Source organism: Bacteroidota bacterium, assembly GCA_016713765.1.
GTDB lineage: Bacteria > Bacteroidota > Bacteroidia > AKYH767-A > 2013-40CM-41-45 > Pollutiaquabacter > Pollutiaquabacter aromativorans.
The window spans coordinates 1,486,725-1,509,925 of record JADJON010000001.1; the positions used below are offsets into that span (position 1 = coordinate 1,486,725).

The window sequence follows — 23,201 nt, forward strand, 5'->3', positions numbered from 1 at the left end:
ATCATTCGAAGACTGTAAACTCCACCCGTCGGTTCTGTTGGCGTCCCTCGACTGTTTTATTACTGGCGATCGGCTTTCTGCTGCCATAGCCGGTCGCGGTAATGCGCAAAGGGTCTATGCCCTTCACGGTCAGATATTGTTTCACCGACTCGGCTCGATCCTTGGATAATTTGTCATTCAGCGCCACAGGCCCGGTAGCATCGGTGTGACCGTCGATCGTAAGTTTGTAATTCGGTCGCTTGCGCAACAGTTCGACCAACTCATCCAGGGCGCGGAAACTGCTCACGCGTATGACCGCTTTGCCGGTTTCAAATTCGAGATTCGAAAAAACCGTATTGAGGATTTCCTGTTCTTCTTTGGCCAACGTCACTTTCACCGGACTCTTGGGCTTTGGTGGAGCTTCTTCGACGGGGCATCCTCTGTTTGCCAGTGGTCCGGGAATTTTCGGACACCGATCGTCCGGATCGGGAATGCTATCCCCGTCGGTATCCGGACAACCTTTGTAAAACGCAACGCCTGCCAGATCGGGACAAGTGTCGTCCTGGTCACGGATACCGTCATTGTCCGAATCGGGACATCCTTTCAAACGATAGAGCCCATAGGCTTCCGGACAGGCATCATCGACGTCCACAATGCCGTCATGGTCGGAATCCGGACAGCCTTTCAATCGGGCTGATCCGGCCAGCGTAGGGCATCGGTCATCAATGTCGGGAACGCTGTCGAGGTCCTGATCCGGACATCCGGAGAACGCGCGAAGCCCTGCCAGTTCAGGGCAGCGGTCGGCTTTATCGGCAATGCCGTCGCGGTCCGTGTCCTTGTCTTTCCCGGGACGGCCCCAGATCAGATTGAATCCTGCTTGTAGCTGAGTGAAATGATGCCCCAGCGGGTCGATCGTGCCGATCAGATTATCGCAGAGGGCATAGAATTGAAAGGCGCCTCCGTTCACCGCGATTCCGGCACCGATATTGTCGAATCGGTTGTTGTGCATGGAATACGTGCCGGTCAGCCACAGATTCCTTGTCATTTGCCGTTGGATGCCAAGCGTAGCGGACGGAAGTGTCCGATGGTACAACCGTCTGCCTTGGACCAAAGCGCTGAACTGTGTACCGGGATTCAGCTGATAGACCGCGGATAGCATGACCCGACCGGCCAGGGGTGATGTATAGGCATTACGTGATTCTACTGGTTCGAACGATTGCCCGAGCGAATCGAGTACCTCCTGAAAAGTGGCATCGCTATCGTTGATGAATCGATCCAGGTCGATTCCGGAGAAGGAATAGGTGCCACGGGTTGCCTTGTAGTTCCTGACATTGGAACTCCAAGTGATAAAACCTATGTCAACCACCGACAAGTTGAATCGCCATTGATCGTCCATTCTGAATTGTACGCCCGCGTTGAATCCGAAACCATGATTTTGTTGTCGCCAGAAATAATCCCGAAGGAGACGACGCCGCTCGGAACCGGTGGTATCAAACCGGTCATAGCCGGGATCGTCGTTTGCCAGCAACGAAGTGTTGACCACATAATCCGTATTCAGGACGAGGGAATAGTCGGTCGCGTCAGTATAAATGGACAAGTCGGCCGGTTCTGTCCGGATGTTTTCCATCCCATACAGGTATTTCAAACGGATTCCGGCGTTCCAGCGATCGGTAATTTCCCGTGAGTAGCCGAGGGCATATTCCCGATAGTGACTGGCCTGGAGGCCCATTTTCTTAAGACTCACGGTTTCTCCAATGTAAGCGGCATTGCCGTAATACAGCAGATTGACGAACTCCCGTGGGTAGGCAAAGTCCGCATGAATGACTTCGCTCACACTGGCGCTGAAGAAGTTCTTGTTGACGCGGAATCCGAATCGTAGCCAATCGAGCCGATGGTCAAAGGAAAGGAGTTGATTTTTTCGAATCCCTCCAACTACCTGATCGAAATCCCAATAGGCCGAACCGTTCCGAACACTGTGAAGGTCCCGCCACGTGAACCCGTTATGCATGAACAGCGTGTGGATGTTCAGTACGGGTAACGAAATAAAAACCTTTTGTCTGGGAAATTCGGCCGGATTGATTTCGTTCGATTGCCCGATCGCGGAAAAGTGGTACAGGGTAAGGTCGCTTTGCCCATAGACGTTCGACGTCAGCATGCACGACATGGCCATACTCCAAACCAATCGAAACAAGGATCTCATTGAAAATCGATTTTAAGGCTGGCCCGAACACCGATTTTGATCAGCAAGGAATTGTTGGAGTGGATCTCCACACTTTGTAAGGGAGCGTTGCGTGTATCGATCAGGCCGTGGATAAGGAGTTTTTTCGCCTGGAAGATGCGTTCGAGCCGACTTCGGTCAAAGGGTTCGTCGTGGGTTTTGACCGTCGGGCTGGTCACGATGCCCTGCGCGTTTGTCAGTGCAGCTGGCACCAGTCCGTCTTGCGGATCGAACAGAAGCGAGTCAAGCGGTTGGTAGAGGGAGTCGGTGAAATACACTTGTGTCCACGACTGGGCCGGGAATCCGTTGGATGTATAGAGTCGGAAAATGGCCGATTGGAGCTCTTCGACGTTTTCCAGTTCGAAGTCGGCGGTATCCTGCACACTCAAGCCGCTTGCGTAACCCACCAACGGGAGTTCGACGCGCAAGTCGACGCTGAATCTGCTGGTGTCGAGCAGGAAATTCCGGGTGCCGGAGGGTACGTTGGTGGTCGCGTCGACATCGTAACTGACGTATTCGGGTTCCGCGTTGACCACTGTTTGAACGTTGCTGTTGTTCTTATCCAAGGTGAACGAGGTCGCGGCGACAAGGCCCGGAGCGCCGGGGACGCCTACTGGCAACGGATTGGGAATTGCGCCGGTAACAGGGATTGTCGGCCCCGTTCTCGGAATGGAAACAAGGTTCTGCAACACGGCCCTGACCGGCATGCCGAAACTGTTTCGGATGTTGAATACGAATTTCGGTTCGTCGAAGTGAATGGTACCACCCAGGGTGTTCTGGAAAATAGTCAACTCGCTTGAGTCGACCGAAATGCTCAGGCTGCGTTGCCGGAAATCGCCATAGGCAGCGGATAACCTCAACTGGTCATAATCGATCGAAAAGGAGAGTGGTCGATCGGTGCAGGCCTGGTTGAGTCCGCTGTTGGTCCAGTCGGCTTCATACACAATGTCAAGACGATTCGCCGAGGAACCTGCCGTGAAGTCGATTGAATAGCCGCTGAGATCGAAGCTGCCGTTTGCCGTGGTGGATGAGCCATTGGCAGGTGTGAACGCGACTTCCTGGTCGAACACCAAGCCGTTCTTCCTGGCGGCTGGTATCCTGACGGAAAATGTGCCGCCATGGGGTACCGTATTGGTCAGTGACACGTTGAGCATTCCGTATTTCAGTACGACGCTGTCCAGTTCTTCGCCGTTGGCAACCGAGAAGGAAAAATCTCGCGACACTTGTTGAACAAGGGTTCCGGAATTGAGCAGTTGCGCGCTGTCCGGGGTGTTCAGCCGGAATTCACCAAGGTCCTGTTGGTCCAGTAAGGGTAGAAAATCCTCCCCGTTGACGGAATACACGTTACCATCGTAGATCAGGATGACGCGATCCGTAGCCGAGTCGATCTCCAAAGTGCCGGAATCGGCTCTTCCCAGAAGATCGTCCATGGTCAACACGGAATTTACCAGGGGCAGCGCGATTTCAGGTTGCCAGATCGAATAGGAAGGGTCATCAAAATTGAAATCATCCTTCTTGATACAGGCGGAGATGGTGAATGAAAAGAGAATAAACGCGGCAACAATCTTTTTCATGGTAGTGGTGTCGGAGTCGCTATTCCAAGGTATAGAGATAGAGCAGCGCTTCTCCGTCTGTCAGTACCATTTTATCATCATGGAACAGCTGAAATCCGTTCACTTCTTTGCCCGGAATTCCATTCACCGGATAGCCGCCCGATACAAGACCGGAGCTGCGATAAATCCAGGTTTTCTTTGCAGCATGGGAATAGAGTGCGAAAAGGGCTGAATCAGGTCCTGAACTGCAAGAAAGGCCGGAGGCTGGTGAGACGCCGCTGTACAACCTTGAACCGTCGCCGGCGTAGCCGAAAAGACTGTCGTTCCGGATGATCAACAATGGGCTGCTCAGGCTGTCGGTCAACAGACAGAAGTCGGTCACGTAGGATGAATCCGGTGCCGGCAGTAGTTTCCCGGAAAAATCGAAGAGTTCGAGACGACCGTCGGCAGTACGTTGCACGATCGCTTCAGTCGTGGGTGACATAGGCCATAGCTGGAATTTTCCTGGTGGCCGTCCGCTAATGATTGTCGTCGCCTTCCCGCGCAGGTCGAACTGCCTGAATTTCCCGTCATCCGATAGTGCGATCAGCGTGTTGTGGGAGGAACCGATAAGGGCCTGGAGGGGTTGTGGGAAAATTCCTGACGGACGATCCGAATTCCAGTCCGGATCAGGTGTGCCGTTCAGACGATAATGATAGACACTCCCATTGCTGCACGGGATCAGGATACCCGCATCGGTATGGCCCGGTCGATTGATCAGGCACAAACCGCCCGTCGCTGAAGCGGGGAGCCGGATCGGGTAATTCGCCACGCTCTTGCCCTCGCGGTCCAGGATGAACAGTCGGGATGTTGTGTTGAATAATAACTGCCAGCTTCCCTGCCGATAGTAGTCCACCGTGTGGAGTGTTCCAAGCAGTGTATCATTCACCAGTACTTTCCACAGTAACTTGCCTGATTCACTGAACAGATAGAGTCCGCCGAGTTTGTCTTGCGCGGCAACGTAGAACTTTTCATTTTCATCGCCGGGTAGCAGGAATGGGCCTGCGTGCAGCGTAGTGTCCAATTGGGTACTCCAGACCACAGCTGGTTCCCGTTCCGGTGTTCCACCGGTTGTCATCGCGGCTTGCAGTTGGAACAGTCGATCGCTGCGCAGCCGTGCAGTCAGGAATACATCCTGCAGATGTGCAGTGGGTATCGGCTTGCTGTACTTGTTCAGGAAGGCGGACAACAGGGTTTGACTACGGCTGGCAGAAGCGTAAACGAACAGGTGTTGATCATTCCCGAGACGGCGGAGGTGCTGGCTAAAGCCGGTCTTGGCATCCAAACGCTTGCCGTTGGCCAGGTCATCCAGCAGTGTCTTAAGGCTTGCGGCCTGCGCCGCGCAAACGAAATAACCATGCACGAAGGTGATGGCGCTTTGTGTCCAGGAAGCGCTGACATTGCCCAACGTCAGCATTGCCCAACGGTGGTCAGGGAAAGTGAGGATGGTCGTACCCCGGTAATGCTCTTTTCGGATGCCGCTGTTCGGGATCTTACTCCATTGCTCCAGTGTTCGCTCGGCTTCCGACGGTCGTGTGCTGCGTAAAAGCAGGAGCAGGTTGTTGGTGAAATCGCTTCCAGCAGGTTCCGTGATGGCCAACCCGGCTTCTGAGCCGGTCATGTCGTCAAACTCGGTAGCAAGGTCGCGTTGAAAGGCGTCTGTCATGGCAGCGCGTTCCGATTCCATCAGTCGGGCGGCCGGATAGATGTTCAGGTCTTGCCTGAAGCGGCTCCGGATCCCTTGCCACTGATCGCTGCCGATCCACAGCAGAAAAGCCGTACGGTCCGGCAATACGGCTGCCATGCCGAAACGCTGGGGTCGACTGTTCTGAAACGCGGTGATCCAGTCGGAGGGATCGGTGCTGCCACAAACGCCTTCGAACCGGATCTCTTCTTTCAGGATCCTGAGTTGAAGTCCGCTCCAACGGCCAAGACGACTGGCAAGTTCGAGCACATTGTTCTGATCCGCGTTCCAGTTGCTGCTGAGCAGATCCCGTGTTCCAATGCTGTTGACATATAGGCGGATGGTCGACCGGTTGATCGCTCCTGCAACCTGGTTGAATATGCGCACCTTCCGAAGGGGTGTGCCGTTTCTTGATTGCCGAATCGCATCTTCAATCAAAACCGGGCTTTCGCTGATGATAAAGATCCCTTTGGAAATGGCGAAACAAACCTGTGCCGGCGAATGACCGCTCTCGTAAATGATCACGTCTTCGTATTCACGCTCCTCGAATTCGAGACCGGCAAAGTAATCGCAGACTTGCCCGGCGACTTCCTTATAGGAAAATCCAAGCGGTATGTTCAGCGCGGCTAGCCAACCCGCTCCCGTACTGCCGGTCAGGTGTAGGGAAAGATAAAGTGGTTGTGTTGACCAGGCCTTCTGGTAGGCTGCTCTTGTTCCGCTGACCGAATCCGCGAAGTTCAGGACTGACCGCAACCGAATCAGGTCGGGATCGCTACCCCAGTTTTCCCAAAAATGTGTCGATTGAAGCTCCGCATTTGCGGCCTTGCCCGACTGACATTCGATGATCAGCGCAGCATTGGTCGGGATTGCGGTGAAAGGATCGGACAGAATGACGCGATAGCGCTGGTAGTAGTAAAATCCGACCCCGGCGGAAACGATGACGAGCAGCGCGATGACCGCTCCGGTGACAATCCTTCTCATAAGCTGATCCCCGGATCAAAGATGACGAACCCATCGCTATGTCGGGGAAAAAGCCCAAGCGGTTTTAGACACCTTCCTGTTGAAACGGAAGCTCGCCCTGTTCCGGCAGTAGGCGGAAGCTCTTGCGATGATACGGTGAGTTGCCAAAGATCCGGATCGCATTACGGTGTTCCCGGGTCCCGTATCCTTTGTTGCGGTCCCAGCCATACATCGGAAACTCGCCGTGCAGCCGGTGCATGAGGTCGTCCCGGTAGGTTTTCGCGAGAATCGAAGCCGCTGCTATGGAGCGGTACAACGCGTCGCCGTCGATAATGCATTGGTGGGGTACGCCGGGATATGACAGAAAACGGTTGCCATCAATTAGCAGGAGTTCCGGACGTTTCGTAAGTCCGTCAATTGCCCGGTGCATGGCCCGGTAGGTGGCTTGCAAAATGTTGATATCGTCGATTACCGCCTGCCCGATCTCCGCTACCGACCATGCCAGTGCGTGCTCCTGGATATGGTCCCGCAACAGGTACCGGTCCTTCTCCGAAACTTGTTTGGAGTCGTTCAGTAAGGGGTGACGATAGGTGGGCGGCAGTATGACGGCCGCGGCGAAAACGGGACCGGCCAGGCAGCCACGACCGGCTTCGTCGACGCCGGCTTCCAGCAAGTCTTCCTGGTAGCGGATCTTCAACTTAGCCATGGCGCTTCGCATCGTTTTCCAGAGCGGACAGGGTGCGTCCGATGCTGTTCCAAAGATCCCTTGCGGTAAAATCCCAGGAGAAGTCGCGACTGCGAATCAATCCGCGTTGCGAGAGTTCTTGCCGGAGCTGAGCATCGACACTCAAGCGTTGCATGCCTTTGGAGATATCCTCCACGGAGAACGGGTCGACCAGCAAGGCCGCGTCGCCGGCGACTTCGGGCATCGAAGTCACATTCGCGGTGAGCACGGGTACTCCGCAACGCATCGCTTCAAGCAGCGGAATGCCGAATCCTTCGAAGGTGGATACATACGTCAAAGCCTCAGCCGCCGCGGTGATCCGGAAGAGATCAGCCTCCGCTACACGACCGGTGAAGCGAACATCCTGCCGGTACCGCATGCTTTGCAGGCTTGTTTCCATTTCCGGTGTCCACCACCGTTTCGTGCCGGCGAATACCAAACAGACATCCGGTCCGCCACTTGTGCGGAACTGTTCGTAGGCGTTGAGCAGGTTGACGATATTCTTGCGTTGATGAATGGAACCGATGAACAGGAAATACGGTTTCCCACCGGTCAGCTGTTCCCGTGTTTTCCGGTTTTCCGCATCCGGTAAGGGTACAAAACCGTCATTTACCCCATTGTACACCACGTCGATCTTATCCGTGGGTACACCGTATTGCCGACTGATATCATCGCGCGAGAAGGAGGATACCGTGGCGATGCGGGCGGCTGCTTTGGCGTAGCGGGGGAAGAAATGTCGATAGTAGGCCCGATTGAAAAAGGGCAAATCGCCGGGGTAGTGTTCGAAGTTGATATCATGAATTACCGAAAGAGTCGGAACCTGGCTGCGAAGTGACAGGTAGCCGTCGGAGGAGACGAACAGATCCGGCTTCCACTTTCTAAAAACCCGGGGCAGGGACCATTCATACCACAGATACCAGAGGATAGGATGGCGGGCCGCAGGACCTGCAACGATCGGGGTTACGTTGGGTGCAAAGACGAACTCCGGATCGAAAGGACGATCAAAGATGAACAGGAACTCATGTTCGGGATGGTCGCGTGTGATGCGCCGGAAGGTTTCCAGGCAGAAATACCCGATGCCTTCCAGTTTCCCCTTTTGCAACATCCGGGCGTTGACCGCGATTCTCATGGTCGGCGAAGATACGCACTCGGGCAGGAGCGCGGAAACCCTGATGTTGAAAACGGGAATGTAACCACCGCCCGTCCCCAGCCGGAATCCGCTATTTTTGTTATCAATGAAGTTTCCTCAACCCATCGCCCTGAAAGCACTGGCTGAACTGACGGGAACCCGGGTCATCGGCGACGGGTCCCGGCAGGTGTCGGGCATCAACGAGATCCACAAAGTGGAGGCTGGCGACATCACCTTTGTCGATCATCCCAAGTATTACGATAAGGCGCTGCAGTCGGCTGCTACTTTTGTCATCATCAACAAGGAAGTTGATGCGCCTGAAGGGAAGGCGCTGCTGTTCGCGGAAGACCCGTTTTCCGCCTACATCCGGATCGTACGACACTTCAGGACCTTCGAGCCCAGTACGGCAGCGATCAGCCCTACGGCCGTCATCGGGACGGGAACGGTTATCCAACCGGGCGCTTTTATCGGTCACCACGTGCGGATCGGAAATAACTGTGTCATTCACGCCAACGTGAGCATCTACGATCATACCGAAATAGGAGACGAGGTGATCATCCATTCCAATACCGTTATTGGTGCCGACGCGTTTTATTTCAAGCGCCGGCCGGAAGGTTACGACAAGATGTACTCCTGCGGCCGCGTTATCATTCACGACCGGGTCGAGATCGGGGCGAACTGTACGATCGACAAGGGTGTTTCCGGCGACACCGTCATCGGTGCCGGCACCAAGATGGACAACATGGTACACGTGGGTCACGATACCGTGATCGGACGCAACTGTCTCTTCGCGGCACAGGTGGGAATCGCCGGCGTGGTGACGATCGAAGACGACGTGATCCTTTGGGGTCAGGTCGGCGTACAAAAGGACCTGACCATCGGGAAAGGCGCGGTCGTACTTGGCAAGTCCGGCGTACCGAAGTCGCTGGAAGGCGGGAAGACCTATTTCGGGAGCCCGACCCAGGAAGCCCGTGACAAGATGCGGGAACTCGCACTGATCAAGCAATTGCCCGAATTGCTGGAACGACTGAAGAATCGCTGAGCATGGAAGAAGTCCGCAAACCAAGTCTGCAGAAGGAAAGCCCCGAGACGATCTCCTCGGAATTGCATGCCAAGAAGCTGCAGTTACACTGGTTGTTGCAGATCACCAAAGCGATCAACTACGACTTTACAACCAAGCAATTGCTCGATGTATACGAGCACGTCCTCAGCAGCCAGTTGAAGGTGGAAAAGCTGGCACTCTTCATCAAGGAACAGGATTGGCAATGCGCCTTGCTCTACGGTACGGACAAGACGTTCGGCGATATCGATGTCGCGGGCATTCTGAACGATCTCAACCGGCTGCGAAACCTGGAAACGGAGCGCGACCGTTGGGTCAATACCTTCGAGACGATCATTCCGGTCTTTCATAAGGATCAGATCCTGGCCTACGCGCTGGTCGGCGGGTTGGAGAACAGCGTCATTCCCCGCAGGAATGAACTGATCCCGTTCATCCAGACCATCACGAACCTGATCGTGGTCGCCATCGAGAATCACCACATCGCCGGTGAGAAGATACGGCAGGCTGCCATGCGGCGCGACCTCGACCTTGCTGCGCAGATGCAAAGCATGTTGTTCCCGATCGCCTTGCCGGACAACAACCGCTACCAGCTTTGCGCGACGTATCTCCCGCATCAGGAAGTTGGCGGCGACTACTACGATTTCCTGCCCATCAACGAGGAGGAGTTTATCTTCTGCATGGCGGACGTATCCGGCAAAGGTATTCCGGCCGCATTGCTCTGCTCCAATTTCCAGGCTAACCTCCATGCGCACGTTCCCATCATTCCAAGCCTGGTCGAGTTGGTCAATGTGCTGAATGAAAAAGTGTTCCGGAACGCGAAAGGGGAGAAGTTCATTACGTTTTTCATTGGCCGTTACAATTGCAGAACACGCGAACTGCAATACGTCAATGCCGGCCATAATCCGCCGCTCTTATTGCACGAAAAGGTCGTACTGTTGCTGACCGAAGGCAGTACCGCGCTGGGGATGTTCGAGCAATTGCCCTTCGTGCATACCGGAAAGGTCTTCATACCTGAAAACGCCTTCCTGCATCTTTATACGGACGGTGTGACTGATGTGGAAAATCCGGCTGGAGAAGAATTCAGTACCGACCGCTTGAAAACCTTCCTGATGGAGCGGATCCGCCGTACCGATATCAAGGCGCTGCACCTCGACCTGATCAATCATTTATCCTCGTTCAAGCAGCAGAAGCCGTACACCGACGACATCACCCTGCTGACGTGCTGGTTCAAATGATCGGTTTTCGTTTTGGCGATGGTAGGGCACTTAGAATACGTGTGCTCAAAATTTGCAAAAGTGATCAACAGAAATTCAAGTGTTGATTTTAAAAATGCCCCGCCACCATAGTCAATGCGATCTTGTGCGTTCGCTTGCGTTTTTCTCGTACCAATCCATCATCTCTTGCCTGACAATTTGTTCATTAGTTGTGTCGACAAGAATTTGTTCGTAGGTCATCATTTTGATGTCCATACAATATTGCACCAAGGCCCAGCTCTCATAATATTCTCTCGGTGAAATAGTGCTGTCCGCAAGTACAACTTCCCAATTACTTTTATTGGTTGTAAATAGTCGTGCAAGATTTTTTGAGAGATCCTTTTGGTCGGCGTCCTGGCGTGAAACGTATTCGGCATAGCCCTCCCATTTCCAATTCGGGATATTTGCAACCGGGTTTGATTTCCATAATCCTAATTTGTCAAACTGTAAACAATGTGTCATTTCGTGTGCTAACAATTGCGTCAAGTTCCATTTGTAACCGTTGAGTACAACATGTTTTTCTTTGCAGTTCATTGATCCTTGTAAAACCACTTTGTCATAAAAGCCCCAGGCAAATGCTTGTCCACGAATAGCTTTCATGAGGTCAGCGTATTTTGAACCGTCATTCAGGCAAATGTTAATCCTGAGTTTCTCGTTGTAGAATTCACTTGTTTTAAGTAGGTCGCTGGCATTGTCAAGATGTGAAAGGAATGACGGGTCAAGTTTGGTGCTATGATAAATTGTAAAGTTGTCATGAGTCGTTCTATTGGCGTATGTTAATATAGGATGTAAAACGATGTTCAATAAAAGACCTGCTATGAACAGGCCTGTTGCCATCAGTCTCAATGTCCATTTTTTGATGGATTGTTGCATATGGTTAGTTTTTATAATGTGATACGCAACCGCTTGCTTAGTGCAACAGGTCTTTTCCTAACAACGAGGATTTGCCGTTGAGCGGCTTGGTTTCTTTGGGTGTGTGATAGACGTCCATGGACACGACCATCGCCATGAAGGCCCAGACAGGTACGGAGAGCTTATCCGTGTCCAGAAAATTATTCAGCGCACCGTGTACGAAATAGGTGACGAGCCCGAGAAAAACGCCCAATAGCAAGGTTCGATAGACAGGGTCGTGTGATCGGCTGATGCTGATGCTGGCGGTATAGATCAGCGCGATCAGTAACGCGGCGACGGTCACGAGTCCGAAGACCCCCGATTCAGCCAGCGGCCCGATGTATTCGCTGTGCGCGTTACCCCGGTTGCCCGCGTTGGTCGAAATGATCGTCATCTCATCCGACTTCTGGAAAGGCGCATAGTTGAACTGGTAAGTGCCGGGGCCCCATCCCCAGAAGGGCCGCTCCTCGAACATGCGCAGGGCGCTGTTCCAACGGTTGATGCGTTCCAGGTTGGAGGCGTCTGTAGAAATGTTCGAGATCGACTGCAGGTGCTTGTTGAAATCGGTCGCGGAATCCTGGCGGTTCTTTTCCAATTTCATGAATATGTCCTTTTGAAAGGAGAAGAAAAGCGCCAGCACGACGGTCAGTCCGGTGAAGACCGTCCAAAAGCGGATGCGGAAATAATACACCAGGAAGAGTCCAAGCGCTGCGACCAGGCTCAACCAGGCTGCGCGCGTATAGGACAGGATCAGGGCTACAGCCAGCGCAGTGGTGACCAGGAATGCCAGTGTTCGCAATGAAAATGATTCTTCCTGCATGCGCGTGAAGGCGATCAGCGGAGGAATGAACATGGCCAGCGCGGCAGCGTAGGCGGTATGGTCATTGTAAAACGGGATCATGACCCAATGCGCCGCCTGTTGCGTCCAGCCGTTTTGCGCGTGGCGTACGATGGTGTAGCCGACAACGATCAATAATGGAATCGTATAGAGCCAGATAAACCGTTTGATATTCTTCTTGTCACGGAATAACTGGGTGCCCAGCAGGTACATCGGAACGATGAACCACAATTGGGAAACCAGATGCTTGAACGATACACCCGGCATGGAGCTCGTCAGCGAGGTGATGAATTTCCAAAGAAGCAGGAACCCGATGGAGACGGTCACCGGATGGTAGAGGATTCGACGGTCGAAGCCGCCTTCGAAGATGAATTTGAATGTAAAGAGGAGCAGTATGCCGAACAATAAAGGTTCGGTCGGCATGCTCAGCGCCGGTCCGGTCGATTTGTCGTTCAGGACAATGGCCAGGGGTGTGCTGAATACGACGATCCAGAGGATCTTATCGATCGAATAGACCGCGAAATAGAGGACCAAGAGCAACGCGGGGATCGCGGCAACCCAGTAGAGTTCCTTGGTCAGCATCCAGATACAGCATGCTACGAAGGCGAGCGAGATCCCGTAAAAGCGGGCGATGTGGGTCCTGGCGAGCAAGCGGGTTCAGAATCAGGAGTTCGACTTTTTCGGATTCCAGATGAGCAACACGAGGAACGCGACAAAGGTGGAAGCGCTGACGGAAATCAGGACGATCAGCCAGCGGATCGGATAGGACTTTTTATCGGCCGGCTGCGGACTGGTCACGACGTTGGCATAGGTGAGCTTTTTGAAGACATCCCGGTAGGCGTTGTCGTACTCAACTTTCAGGTCGTTGAACGTTCCGCGGTAGCGCCAGAGGTTCTCGTTCATGGCGTAGAACTCTCCACCCTTGTCTTTGAGTGATTCGATGATGGCTTTGGCTTCCGAAGCGCCGCGCGAATTGCCGGAAGCGAGGTTGCGGAAGTAGCCGCGGTAGGCTTCCACCGATTGGGCCTTGTAGTCGAGCAGGTTGTAATTCATCCGGAATTCCTTCACCCGTGCTTCAAGGGAATCGATCTCCGCCTGTTTCTTGTCGAGCTGTTCCTTCGCGATCACAAGCACTTCCGCCGACTTCTCCGCCTGCATTTCACGGGCCTTGACGTCGAAGTAGTGGATGATCGAATCGACCATGCGGGAGGCGATCATGGGATCGGTGTCGAACACCGTGATCTCCATGGATTCGTATTCCGTCTGCTTGATGGTTACGTTCTCTTCATACTGCTTGATGACATCCGTGCGAAAGTGATCGTTCTTCGCGGTGTCGATATCGTAATGCTTGTAGAGGTCGAACGTGTTGATCACACGGTCACGGATCTCCGACGACTGCGCGATCTGAAGCATCTGTTCCGTGGCGCTTTCGGTCGAGTAGGCGATCAGGTTCGACGGGTAGACGATCGCGTAGGACTTGAACCGCGGTGGAATGAAAGTCGGGGATGAGAAGATCGCCGAGGCGACCAGGCTGATCAGACCTACGATGATCAGGTGTTTCCGCCATTGGTTCAACAGCCGGAACAGTTCCAGCGAATTGAAGAAGGAATTATTCATATCGATTGTTCGGTTGCATCAGATGCGGTAGCGGATTTCGCGGTAGCGTTCCGTACCCAGTAATACCAGCAGGGCGATCAGGAATCCGCCCAGTCCGGCCATCAGGACGATCATCCAGCGGACAGGGTAGGATTTCTTTTCAGCCTGAACGGCTTTGTTCACAAGGAACTTATGCGAAAGTTGCTGGTTGGCGTCAAGTCGGAGTTTGTCGACCTGTTCTTTCATTTTCGCGAGCTCCTCGCGGTCGAGGGTCAGTTGCTCGGTCAGGGATACCGAAGCGCCGCCATAGCGGGCCAGCAGGTCCAGTTTTCCCTGGAGGTCTTTCAGTCGGGATTCAGCGCCCCGGATGCGAGCCCGGGTATTGATCACGCTGGTGTCATTGTCCGGTTTGTATTGCAGCAGCACACCCAGGGCGGCCTTATCGTTACTCAGCGAAGCGTACGACTTGGCGTATTCCTCGTTCCAGATAACCGACTGGTTGCGATAATCCATGACGCCCATTTCCCGCAAGCGAGTCAGCGAGTCCTCTTTAACAGCGGATGCCTGCAGTTTCTCTTGGTACGTATGTTCCACGATGAGGAGCGCTTCGGAAGCCCGGGAACGCTGGATCTTCGATTTCATGGAATCCAACAAGGCCGCGATATCGTTAGCGATCGAAGCGGCCATCGCGGGGTCCTTATCCAACACGTCGATGCGGACCGACATGAATTCTGTTCGGGAAAACGAAATGTTGTCGTGAAACTCCTCGCTGAGGCGTGTCAAAGGATAAGCCTCATCCGGGGAAATGCCGTAATGCTGCATCAGGTTGTACTTCCGGATGATCGCTTCCCGGATCTCGTCCGAGTTCAGGATCTGCAGCATCTGTTCGGCCTGCTCTTCTTCCCCGAAGGCCAGGATGTCCTGCTTGTCGGATGAGTGTTCGTCCAACAACGCCTTACTGATCGAATTCGTAGCCGGAGGGAAAAAGATAACGGTCGACTTATACTTGGGTGTAATAAAGGAGGGACCTGAAAAAATTCCGGCCGCCAGGGCGGAAATCAATGTCACCGCCAATAATGGCTTCCGCCACCGCAGTACGGTCATCAACAAACTGGTGGATTCCAGGAAGGTGGTTTCCCTGGCTTTCTGAAACATGGTTTAGCGCTAAAATTTTGGGAACGAAGGGCTTCAAAGGTAGGAAAGGATACCATACAAAGAAAGCCACAAGGGCCGCAAAAGAAGCTGAAAATGAATGTTATGCGGAAGCTCCATTCGCTTCCGTCCCCAGGACGGCACCCAGGCTCAGCCTTCGTCGTACCGGATGATCCGGTAAATGTTCTTTGGGCTGATGAGCCGGGTGACGAGGGCCAGGGCGAAACAGCCTGCGCCGGCCAGCCCGAATTGCAACATCCAGTTCAATTCGTTCCCCCGGATGAACCAACACCAGGCGATGCACGAAGCGGCGAATGCTCCCAGGCCGACGAGCAGGGTATAGTTGATCTTGAAGCGGAAAATGTACTGCACCATCAGGATCTGAGCAATCGCCGTGAGCAGCTGGGTCGTGATACTCGATATCGCGGCTCCCCGGGCTTCCATCCGTGGGATCAGGTAGAGATTCAGCAGGATGTTGATCAGCATCCCGGTGGTAGCCATCAGGTTCAACTGGCGCAGGCTGCCATTCGCGGTTAGCAGGGTTCCGAAAATGTAGGTGGAAGAAATCGGAACAAAACAACACATGAGGATGCGAAACACCGCGGCCGATTCGTCGATGTGCTCACCACGGTAGAGCAGTTCCATCAGTTCCTGGCTGTAAAACCAACAACAGATAGCCACTACGAGGGCCGGCACGACCAGCAGCGAAAACGATAGCCGTACCATGCCTTCCACATGCTGGCGCAGTTTGATCATGCGGGCGAAGATGGGCAGCAGCAAACCTGCGAATAGGAATGCGATCATATTGGCGGCATCAAGCAGCCGGTACGCGGAGGCGTAAATGCCCGCTTCCACCGCGCCTTCCCGGAAGGGCAGCATGCGTTCGAGCATGACCCCGTCGATGCGGTTGTAGAAGGTCATGAGCAGCACCAGCACGGCGTAGGGATAACTCTTCTTCAGGATCATCACGAAGAACGGCCAGCGCCAGTGGAATCGTCGCACCTTCGCCTTGTCGATCACGATCATGAAGGTGATCAGGAACGTGATGATGTAGGCCGCGGTTTGCGCGTACACGAACCAGCGCAACTCGAAGGTACCCGGGTCGCGGTGGGTCATCAATAAGAAGCCGCAGATCACGATCATGATCAGGCGGTCGAGTACCGATATGATGCTGTCGGTCTTGAAGAGGTGCAAGCCCGCGAGATTCGATCGCAGGTACATGATCATCGAGATCAGGATCTGGTTGACCAGTACTGCCAGCAGCAGCTTCAACATGTCGGCCGTATAGCCGATGATGAAACCGCCCACCATCGTCGCCAGCGTGAAAACGCCTGCGAGCAATACCCGTAACATCACGATACTCGAAAAATGCTTCGACAACAGGTGGTTGTTCTGGGCGATATTCTTGTTGTTGAAATTCGTAATGCCCAGGTCCAGCAGGATGTTCAGCAGGAACGAGAAATTGAAAATGGCATAATAGAAACCGTATTGTTCCGTCCCCACCGCGTTCTGGACTGCGCGGTCGATGCCCAGGATCCAGAACGGCTTGATGAGCAGGTTCAGGGCCAGGACCAGGGCGAGGTTGGTGACGAACTTACGTTGCATACACTAAAAACGGTTGCGAAGGTACGGCATCCCGGCGGGTCAGCCTACCGTACTGCAAGCGGGAAAAATCGATGACCGGTATTCAGTTCGCCGCCAGCGTCGATTTCCGCTGCTGGTAACGGCACAAGCCTTCCTCCAGGAAAGAGAGGTAAGCGGATATGTCGGGTGTGTAACCCCGCGGTTCTGCCAGGATTTTTCCCTGGTGGTCGAGGAGGACATAATAAGGCTGACTGTTGGTGTTGTAGACCGAAGCCTGCAGGTCGCTCCACTTGTTTCCGGTGGTGCGGATCTTTCGCCCGGTGGTCGGGGAGACCGATTGCTGTTCGGTCGGCAAGGGCGTCTTGTCGTCAACGTAGAGCGAGATCAGGACATAATCTTCACCCAGTTTCTTGAGCACTTTCGGATCACTCCAGACGTTGTCTTCCATCTTCCGGCAGTTGACACAACTCCAGCCGGTGAAGTCGATCATGACCGGTTTGTTGTGCTCCTTCGCGTAGCGCATGCCTTCTTCATAATCCTTGAAGCAAAGAATGTCGTGCGGACAATCGCCTTCCTTCCCGGTTTTCCATTCTTTATAGAAATCGGGCGGCGGAAATCCGCTGATCAGCTTCAAGGGCGCTCCCCAGATGCCGGGTACGAGGTATAAGGCGAAGCTCAGGGACAAGAGCGCGAACAGGAGGCGACCGATGCCGACGTGCTGCTGGTCGCTGTCGTGGGAGAGGCGGATCTTTCCGAGCAGGTAGAGACCCAGCATGCCGAAGATCACGATCCACAACACGATGAACAGCTCGCGCTTGAGCAGGCCCCAGTGATAGGCCAGGTCGACGTTGGAGAGAAACTTCAACGCGAGCGCCAATTCGATGAAGCCAAGCGACACTTTCACAGTGTTCAGCCAGCCGCCGGATTTCGGCAAGGAATTCAGCCAGCTCGGAAACAAGGCGAACAAGGCGAAAGGGACCGCAAGCGCGAACGAAAATCCCGTCATGCCCATGAGTGGGCCGAGATAACTGCGGCCGTGCGCGGCTTCCACCAGCAAGGTGCCGATGATTGGGCCGGTACAACTGAACGAGACGAGCGAGAGCGTGAATGCCATGAAGAAGATGCCGATCAGCCCGCCGCGATCACTGGCGGAATCGGCTTTGTTGATGATCCAGCTCGGCAGCGTGATCTCGAACGCGCCGAAAAAGGAGATGGCAAAGACGATGAAGATGATGAAGAACGCCAGGTTGAAAAAAGCGTTACTGGCCAACGCGTTTAACGCGTCGGATCCGAAGGTGACGGTCACCAGCAGCCCGAGCGTGACATAGATCAGGATGATCGAGATCGCGTAGATCAGCGCGTTGCGGACACCCTTCGCCCGGTTGCCGCTGCGCTTGGTAAAAAAACTCACCGTCATCGGGATCATGGGAAACACACAGGGTGTCAGCAGCGCAAGCAGGCCGCCCAGCATGCCCGCGATGAAGATGGTCCAGGGCGTGGAGGCTCCGCCCGCCGGCGGGGTTTCGCCTGCGCCGCATCCTGATTCCAGTTTGCTGTCGGTCGACGCTGGTGCGGTGATGGTGCCGGCTGCCGTATCCATTGCCTGGACGGCAGGTGTGTCGGTCGGTGTAACCGGAACACTTGCCTGCGTTTCGGTTTCGGTATTGGCTTTTCCTTCCTCCGTTTTCGCGCTAACCTTGAATTCAAATTCGTCTTCCTGGAAGATGCAGCTCTCTTTGCAAACCTGGTATTCAATACGTCCTTTGATGACGCAATCGCCGGTCACTTTCACCTTCTGCCGGATCTCCGCCGTGTGATGGAAGATCAGGACCTTCACCATGAACACGGAGTCGTATTCTTCCACCGGTTTGTACTCCACCGCTTTGCCGATCGTCTTGAAGCAATTGCTCTGCTCGTAGGTAATGACCATCGGCAGCGGTCCGCCATCCGGCGTGTAAAGACTGTACATATGCCAGTGCTCGTCCAGTTTGGCGGAAAAGACCAGCGTCTGTTCGCCCGATTTACCCGGCTCGACAGTGAATTTCCATTTCGCCGGTTTCAGGATTTGCGCGTTCGCAGTTGCGCAAAATGCCAGCAGGGAAAGCAGGAGGTAGAGTCTTCTCATAGTTGATTGTCCCGGCAAGGGGAGCAAAATGTACAACGTGCCCCGTGAAGGAATCGTGTACGTGAAAGGCGAAAATAGTAAAATTTCAGGCTTCGAACCAGTCCAAAAGCGTGGCTGTGCTCAGGCTTTCCTGCTCTTTTCCGGTCAAATCATGCGCGATTCGGCCTTCCGCCAGGTGCAGCAGCCGGTCTCCATAGTGCAGTGCGTCCTTCAGGTTGTGGGTCACCATCAGGGCCGTCAAACGGTGTTTCCGGATCAGTTGGTCGGCCAGCCGCATGACCAGACTCGCCGTTCTGGGATCCAGGGCCGCCGTGGGTTCGTCGAGCAGGAGAATACTCGATCGGTCCATTACGGCCATGACCAGCGTCAGGGCTTGCCGCTGCCCGCCCGAAAACGTTCCCATGGGTTGATCCAACTTGCGTTCCAACCCCAGTCCGATCTCTTCGACCGCTTGCTCGACTTTTTTCCGGAACGCCTGATCGGTTCCGATGCGGAAACCCTTGGGCTGTGTGCGCAGTGCCGCGAGTCGAAAGTTCTCCAATAAGCTGAGCTCCGGTGCGGTGCCGGCTAATGGATTCTGGAAAATACGCGCGACCCAACGCGAGCGTTGATGATCGGCCAGGTCGGTAACATCGGTGCCGTCGAAGAGTACCCGGCCGCTTTCCGGCTGTACAGTTCCGGCAATGCAATTGAGCAGGGTGGACTTGCCGGAGCCGTTCGTCCCGATGACCGTTACGAACTGCGCTTCAGGTACGATCAACTCAATGCCGTCGAGCGCGAGTGTTCGTTCGCCCTGTCCGGACGGGAAACTGCAGCGAATATGCTCAAGCCGGATCATCGGGCGGTTTTGAGTTTGGGAAGTGCAATGACGATCAGCACGAACACTGCGACCACAAGCTTCAGCCAAAGCGCGTCAATGCCCATGCTGAGCGCGAACGCCAGCAGCAGTCGGAAGACCAGGCTGCCCGCGATCACCGAAGCCAACTGCCAGCCGATCCTGCTCCGGATGCCGCCGCGCAGTAAACTTTCTCCGATCATCACGGCACCCAGGCCCAGGATCACGATCCCGATGCCCATGTTGATGTCGGCAAATCCCTGTACCTGCACGATCAGATAACCGCTGAGCGCTGTCAATGCGTTCGCGAAGGCGAGCCCGAGTATCTTGCGTCCATCCGTATTCACCCCCAGCGCGCGGATCATGGTTTCGTTGTTACCCGTCGCGCGCATCGATAAACCGAAATCGGTGCGCAGCAGCCAGCGCAAGCCGAACCATAAAGCGGCGACGACGATCGTCAGGACCCAAAGTTGCCGCAGGCTTTCATGGCCGATGGAAGGGAAGAGCAGGGATAAACTATCGGTGCCCAGCAGCGGCACGTTCGGACGACCCAGGATCGCGAGGTTGATGGAGTAGAGGCCCGTCATCACCAGGATGCCGGCCAGCAGCGCGTGTACTTTCAAACGCGTGTGGATCCATCCTGTCGCGGCGCCTGCGAGTCCGCCCGCCACCAGCGCGACCGGTAAGAGCGCAACCGCCGACCAGCCATTCACCAGTCCGATCGCCGTCACCGCTCCGCCCAGCGTAAAACTGCCGTCGGTCGTGATGTCGGGTATCGAAAAGATCCGCATGCTCAGAAACACCCCCAGCGCCATGGCGCCGAATGCGAGACCGAGTACGAGGGCGGTGGTGTAGAACATGAATTAGTTCAGGATACTAGGAAATTAATATGCTATTTAATTGGAGACAGTAAAAGCATTATGTTTGATTTATATAGCATTCTGATCTTAACTGAATGAAATAATTTTCGTTCTCATGGATGCGTTTTGTAAAGGGTTAATTATCGCCTGTGCTCGTTGAAGAATTGTTGGACTTTACAAACCAAGAAGCTACAAATCCTGTAAAGGTGCCAAATAGACCCACGCCAACGGTCATTAGTGCAGCTGCAATTATTCTGCCCTCGGTAGTAATCGGAAATTTATCTCCATATCCAACAGTCGTTATCGTTACATAAGACCACCAAATTGCATCTTCTGCTGTTTTTATATTTGAATTTGGATCATCCTCAAGCTGCAATATTGCAATAGCCGAAAAAATAACCATCAAAAGTGCGATGAGTGCCACAGATGTGAATGCACCTTGAGCTTTATTTCTAAAAATATGCTTAGCGATATGTCTAGTCGATCTGAATGCCCTTAGAATTCTTAGAAGTCTAATTAGTCTAAGTGCCCGGCCGGGTCGTAGGATATCAAGGGTTGGTATACTTGAGATTAAATCGACCCACTCCCACTTTAAATAATCTAATTTATTGTTAGCATGATAAAGACGATAAAAAAATTCAAAAATAAAAAATAAACAAATTGAATTATCTATGTAATTTAATAAACGAGATAATTCTATTGAAATTGGGAAAAATGTACTGAATAATAATGTGCCGAGAACATAGATCGATAAGATAAGGACAATAATATTTAGTGAGTCAATTGATTCGTTTTTTGGTCCTTGTCCACCCATGTGATAAAATCAATTGCTGCTATTGGTTTGTGTTACTACAATTGAAGTCGGAGGTGTTTTCGATGGGCTCTTGCTTTTTACTTTTACTCTTCGAAGTTTAAACTGTTTTACATCATTCAGGTCTATTCGGTCGAATACAATTCTGTCGATTGACTCCTCAATTTCAATTTCAGAAAACTTGCTTTTTGATCTTTTATTCAATGTTCTTCGTAGAAAATTAATCACTGGTTTAGTATAAAGAAGTCCAGCAACATTTTTCGGATCTAAGGCTGATGTCTTAAGCCATAACTTATCTAACCCTTTCTTAATAACAGCTTCTTTGTGCAGAAACTGAATTGTGTCAACTAGTTTTTTATAGTTTTTGGGATCGCATAAGTCAAATGAGAAAATAAGTCGTTTGTCAATTGGTTTTTCAAAAATAATTCTATAGAAGTCAAACTGCTTTCCGTTTGTGAGTAAAGCCCATTCAATTCCTTCATTGGCGCCATAGTTAATCGCCTGTCTAAGATGTTTATCGGAAAGGCTAATCGATAGAGATTTAACTTCTACTAAAAAGTGTCTATTGCCTTTAGTTTGAATTACATAATCAGCATAAGTGCCTCTAATCATGTATTCTGTTTTAACTTCCTCAATCGCCGTAAACCCCAAAACATCTGTTAAAAAGGTGTTTATCATAATTCGGGTGCCGGATTCATCAAGTTCTTCGGGTTGGCTCTTGAGATATTTTTTATAATAGCTCTTAAGCTCATTGAGTAACTTAGTTTTTTTAGATTTGGTTAGCATGTCAGCGCTTGTTGAAGGACGGTATTACTAATAGCGACTTTAAATTTATACAAATAACTGATGTATTGAAAATTAAATTTTGGGTGCTAGTCTGGGGTTGCAACATTCTACTTTTATTCAATTCCTTGGTGTACTTTTGCACTTTCCATTATTGCAAAGCAACGCCGAGGCTTTTTAGTTTCTCCTCATTCACCACCCGCTTCCGCACCTTCAACGCTTCCGGCGTAAGTCCGTCAGCATTTCCCTGCTTCAACATGCGTGCGGCCATCGCGCCGCTTTGGTAGCCCCACTGGTACAGGTCCGCTCCGTAAGCCGCGACGGCCCCGCGTTTCACGAGACCTTCTTCGGAAGTGAACACCGGCACTTTCGCTTCGTCGCAGGCGCGTACGATCACTTCCATGCTGGAAAAGACGGTGTTGTCGGGTAAGGCGAAGAAAGCATCCGGCTTTTCGTTCAGCAAGGCCGCCACGACTAACTGGGTTTCGTTGCTGTTGTTGACCGGACGTTTGATCAAGGTCCAGCCCTGCGCTTTACATACGCTCTCGATGCGTTCCAGCGCGTCCATCGACTGCGGTTCCGACTGATTGTAGGTCGTCGCAATGCGCTTCGCCTCTGGCAGGATTTCTTTGATCAGCAGGACGGAGGTGTCGATATATTCCAGGGTCTCGTAGGTACCATAGAGATTGGCGGGCCAATTCCCTTGCGCATCCGCCAGTCCGGCGATATCGGGTCGTGGACTCACCATCATGAAAACGGGAATAACCTTCGTTCGCTGTACCGCCGTGATCGTGCTGAGTGTCGGATTGGTTGCGATCAGGTCCGGTTGTTTGGAGAGGATGTAATCGCAGGCCTGCAGCAGCGTCGGTTGATCGTTCTGCGCATTGCGATAGATCACCTCCAGTGTGCCGTCGGTGGCGGAGAAGCCACTGTCTTTCAGCGCCACAAAGAACCCCTTCTTGGCTTCCGCCAGCGTAGCGTCTTCGAGCAGGTCTAAAAAGCCGACGACCGGAACAGATTTTCCGGAATTGTTCTTCGTGGAAGGTTGACAGGAAAAGAGAAATAGCGCCAGGAGAAATGCTCCCGGTAACAGTCGTCGGATCATACCGCAAGGTAACAGAATCCGT

General features: G+C 53.1%; 18 protein-coding genes. 2 read left to right on the forward strand and 16 right to left on the reverse strand.

Annotated elements, in window-relative coordinates; genetic code table 11:
• Nucleotide 1 precedes the first annotated feature (1 nt).
• From IPJ96_05735 to IPJ96_05755, 5 genes are all read right to left on the reverse strand, one after another.
• Nucleotides 2–2,179, reverse strand: a complete 2,178-nt coding sequence (locus IPJ96_05735) for an OmpA family protein (GenBank protein MBK7909850.1) — start codon at nt 2,177–2,179, stop codon at nt 2–4.
• Entirely contained in the window at nt 2,176–3,771 is a 1,596-nt protein-coding gene (locus IPJ96_05740; GenBank protein MBK7909851.1) for a hypothetical protein, read from the reverse strand. The genes IPJ96_05735 and IPJ96_05740 overlap by 4 nt, the downstream gene beginning before the upstream one ends.
• Before the next feature lie 19 nt (nt 3,772–3,790).
• Nucleotides 3,791–6,454: a hypothetical protein gene (locus IPJ96_05745; GenBank protein MBK7909852.1), complete on the reverse strand. Its 2,664-nt coding sequence runs from the start codon at nt 6,452–6,454 to the stop codon at nt 3,791–3,793.
• Between the two features lie 64 nt (nt 6,455–6,518).
• Entirely contained in the window at nt 6,519–7,139 is a 621-nt protein-coding gene (locus IPJ96_05750; GenBank protein ID MBK7909853.1) for a ribonuclease HII, read from the reverse strand.
• On the reverse strand, nt 7,132–8,286 hold the full coding sequence (locus IPJ96_05755) for a glycosyltransferase family 4 protein (protein MBK7909854.1): 1,155 nt from the start codon (nt 8,284–8,286) through the stop codon (nt 7,132–7,134). The genes IPJ96_05750 and IPJ96_05755 overlap by 8 nt, the downstream gene beginning before the upstream one ends.
• Before the next feature lie 106 nt (nt 8,287–8,392).
• Between IPJ96_05755 and IPJ96_05760 the strand changes: the two genes are divergently transcribed.
• Both IPJ96_05760 and IPJ96_05765 read left to right on the forward strand, forming a co-directional pair.
• A complete protein-coding gene (locus IPJ96_05760; protein ID MBK7909855.1) occupies nt 8,393–9,328 on the forward strand; it encodes a UDP-3-O-(3-hydroxymyristoyl)glucosamine N-acyltransferase in 936 nt (311 codons plus the stop codon).
• 2 nt (nt 9,329–9,330) lie between these two features.
• Nucleotides 9,331–10,581 carry a PP2C family protein-serine/threonine phosphatase gene (locus IPJ96_05765; GenBank protein MBK7909856.1) on the forward strand — a complete coding sequence of 417 codons (1,251 nt, stop codon included), beginning with the start codon at nt 9,331–9,333 and terminating at the stop codon, nt 10,579–10,581.
• A gap of 111 nt (nt 10,582–10,692) precedes the next feature.
• On the opposite strand, the gene IPJ96_05770 is transcribed toward IPJ96_05765, so the two are convergent.
• From IPJ96_05770 to IPJ96_05820, 11 genes are all read right to left on the reverse strand, one after another.
• On the reverse strand, nt 10,693–11,472 hold the full coding sequence (locus IPJ96_05770) for a hypothetical protein (protein ID MBK7909857.1): 780 nt from the start codon (nt 11,470–11,472) through the stop codon (nt 10,693–10,695).
• A 37-nt stretch (nt 11,473–11,509) separates the two neighbouring features.
• A complete protein-coding gene (locus tag IPJ96_05775) occupies nt 11,510–12,979 on the reverse strand; it encodes an O-antigen ligase family protein (protein ID MBK7909858.1) in 1,470 nt (489 codons plus the stop codon).
• A 12-nt stretch (nt 12,980–12,991) separates the two neighbouring features.
• Entirely contained in the window at nt 12,992–13,945 is a 954-nt protein-coding gene (locus IPJ96_05780; GenBank protein ID MBK7909859.1) for a hypothetical protein, read from the reverse strand.
• Between the two features lie 18 nt (nt 13,946–13,963).
• Nucleotides 13,964–15,079, reverse strand: coding sequence for a hypothetical protein (locus tag IPJ96_05785; protein MBK7909860.1), 1,116 nt, complete (start codon nt 15,077–15,079; stop codon nt 13,964–13,966).
• A 147-nt stretch (nt 15,080–15,226) separates the two neighbouring features.
• Entirely contained in the window at nt 15,227–16,681 is a 1,455-nt protein-coding gene (locus IPJ96_05790; protein ID MBK7909861.1) for an oligosaccharide flippase family protein, read from the reverse strand.
• 82 nt (nt 16,682–16,763) lie between these two features.
• Entirely contained in the window at nt 16,764–18,785 is a 2,022-nt protein-coding gene (locus tag IPJ96_05795) for a thioredoxin family protein (GenBank protein MBK7909862.1), read from the reverse strand.
• Nucleotides 18,786–18,870: 85 nt separating this feature from the next.
• Nucleotides 18,871–19,623 carry an ATP-binding cassette domain-containing protein gene (locus tag IPJ96_05800; GenBank protein ID MBK7909863.1) on the reverse strand — a complete coding sequence of 251 codons (753 nt, stop codon included), beginning with the start codon at nt 19,621–19,623 and terminating at the stop codon, nt 18,871–18,873.
• A complete protein-coding gene (locus tag IPJ96_05805; GenBank protein ID MBK7909864.1) occupies nt 19,620–20,480 on the reverse strand; it encodes an ABC transporter permease in 861 nt (286 codons plus the stop codon). The genes IPJ96_05800 and IPJ96_05805 overlap by 4 nt, the downstream gene beginning before the upstream one ends.
• A 136-nt stretch (nt 20,481–20,616) precedes the next feature.
• The gene (locus IPJ96_05810; protein MBK7909865.1) at nt 20,617–21,249 is read right to left on the reverse strand and encodes a potassium channel family protein; all 633 of its coding nucleotides are present in this window, start codon (nt 21,247–21,249) and stop codon (nt 20,617–20,619) included.
• 54 nt (nt 21,250–21,303) lie between these two features.
• A complete protein-coding gene (locus IPJ96_05815) occupies nt 21,304–22,077 on the reverse strand; it encodes a type I restriction enzyme HsdR N-terminal domain-containing protein (GenBank protein MBK7909866.1) in 774 nt (257 codons plus the stop codon).
• 148 nt (nt 22,078–22,225) lie between these two features.
• On the reverse strand, nt 22,226–23,179 hold the full coding sequence (locus IPJ96_05820) for an ABC transporter substrate-binding protein (GenBank protein ID MBK7909867.1): 954 nt from the start codon (nt 23,177–23,179) through the stop codon (nt 22,226–22,228).
• Nucleotides 23,180–23,201 lie beyond the last annotated feature (22 nt).

What these genes read in the sequence shown, in the direction of transcription:
- IPJ96_05805 (MBK7909864.1), bottom strand. Translation starts at nt 20,480, where the DNA reads ATGTTCTACACCACCGCCCTCGTACTCGGTCTCGCATTCGGCGCCATG.
- IPJ96_05780 (MBK7909859.1), bottom strand. Translation starts at nt 13,945, where the DNA reads ATGAATAATTCCTTCTTCAATTCGCTGGAACTGTTCCGGCTGTTGAAC.
- IPJ96_05795 (MBK7909862.1), bottom strand. Translation starts at nt 18,785, where the DNA reads ATGAGAAGACTCTACCTCCTGCTTTCCCTGCTGGCATTTTGCGCAACT.
- IPJ96_05800 (MBK7909863.1), bottom strand. Translation starts at nt 19,623, where the DNA reads ATGATCCGGCTTGAGCATATTCGCTGCAGTTTCCCGTCCGGACAGGGC.
- IPJ96_05735 (MBK7909850.1), bottom strand. Translation starts at nt 2,179, where the DNA reads ATGAGATCCTTGTTTCGATTGGTTTGGAGTATGGCCATGTCGTGCATG.
- IPJ96_05740 (MBK7909851.1), bottom strand. Translation starts at nt 3,771, where the DNA reads ATGAAAAAGATTGTTGCCGCGTTTATTCTCTTTTCATTCACCATCTCC.
- IPJ96_05785 (MBK7909860.1), bottom strand. Translation starts at nt 15,079, where the DNA reads ATGTTTCAGAAAGCCAGGGAAACCACCTTCCTGGAATCCACCAGTTTG.
- IPJ96_05745 (MBK7909852.1), bottom strand. Translation starts at nt 6,454, where the DNA reads ATGAGAAGGATTGTCACCGGAGCGGTCATCGCGCTGCTCGTCATCGTT.
- IPJ96_05790 (MBK7909861.1), bottom strand. Translation starts at nt 16,681, where the DNA reads ATGCAACGTAAGTTCGTCACCAACCTCGCCCTGGTCCTGGCCCTGAAC.
- IPJ96_05815 (MBK7909866.1), bottom strand. Translation starts at nt 22,077, where the DNA reads ATGCTAACCAAATCTAAAAAAACTAAGTTACTCAATGAGCTTAAGAGC.
- IPJ96_05820 (MBK7909867.1), bottom strand. Translation starts at nt 23,179, where the DNA reads ATGATCCGACGACTGTTACCGGGAGCATTTCTCCTGGCGCTATTTCTC.
- IPJ96_05750 (MBK7909853.1), bottom strand. Translation starts at nt 7,139, where the DNA reads ATGGCTAAGTTGAAGATCCGCTACCAGGAAGACTTGCTGGAAGCCGGC.
- IPJ96_05770 (MBK7909857.1), bottom strand. Translation starts at nt 11,472, where the DNA reads ATGCAACAATCCATCAAAAAATGGACATTGAGACTGATGGCAACAGGC.
- IPJ96_05760 (MBK7909855.1), top strand. Translation starts at nt 8,393, where the DNA reads ATGAAGTTTCCTCAACCCATCGCCCTGAAAGCACTGGCTGAACTGACG.
- IPJ96_05755 (MBK7909854.1), bottom strand. Translation starts at nt 8,286, where the DNA reads ATGAGAATCGCGGTCAACGCCCGGATGTTGCAAAAGGGGAAACTGGAA.
- IPJ96_05765 (MBK7909856.1), top strand. Translation starts at nt 9,331, where the DNA reads ATGGAAGAAGTCCGCAAACCAAGTCTGCAGAAGGAAAGCCCCGAGACG.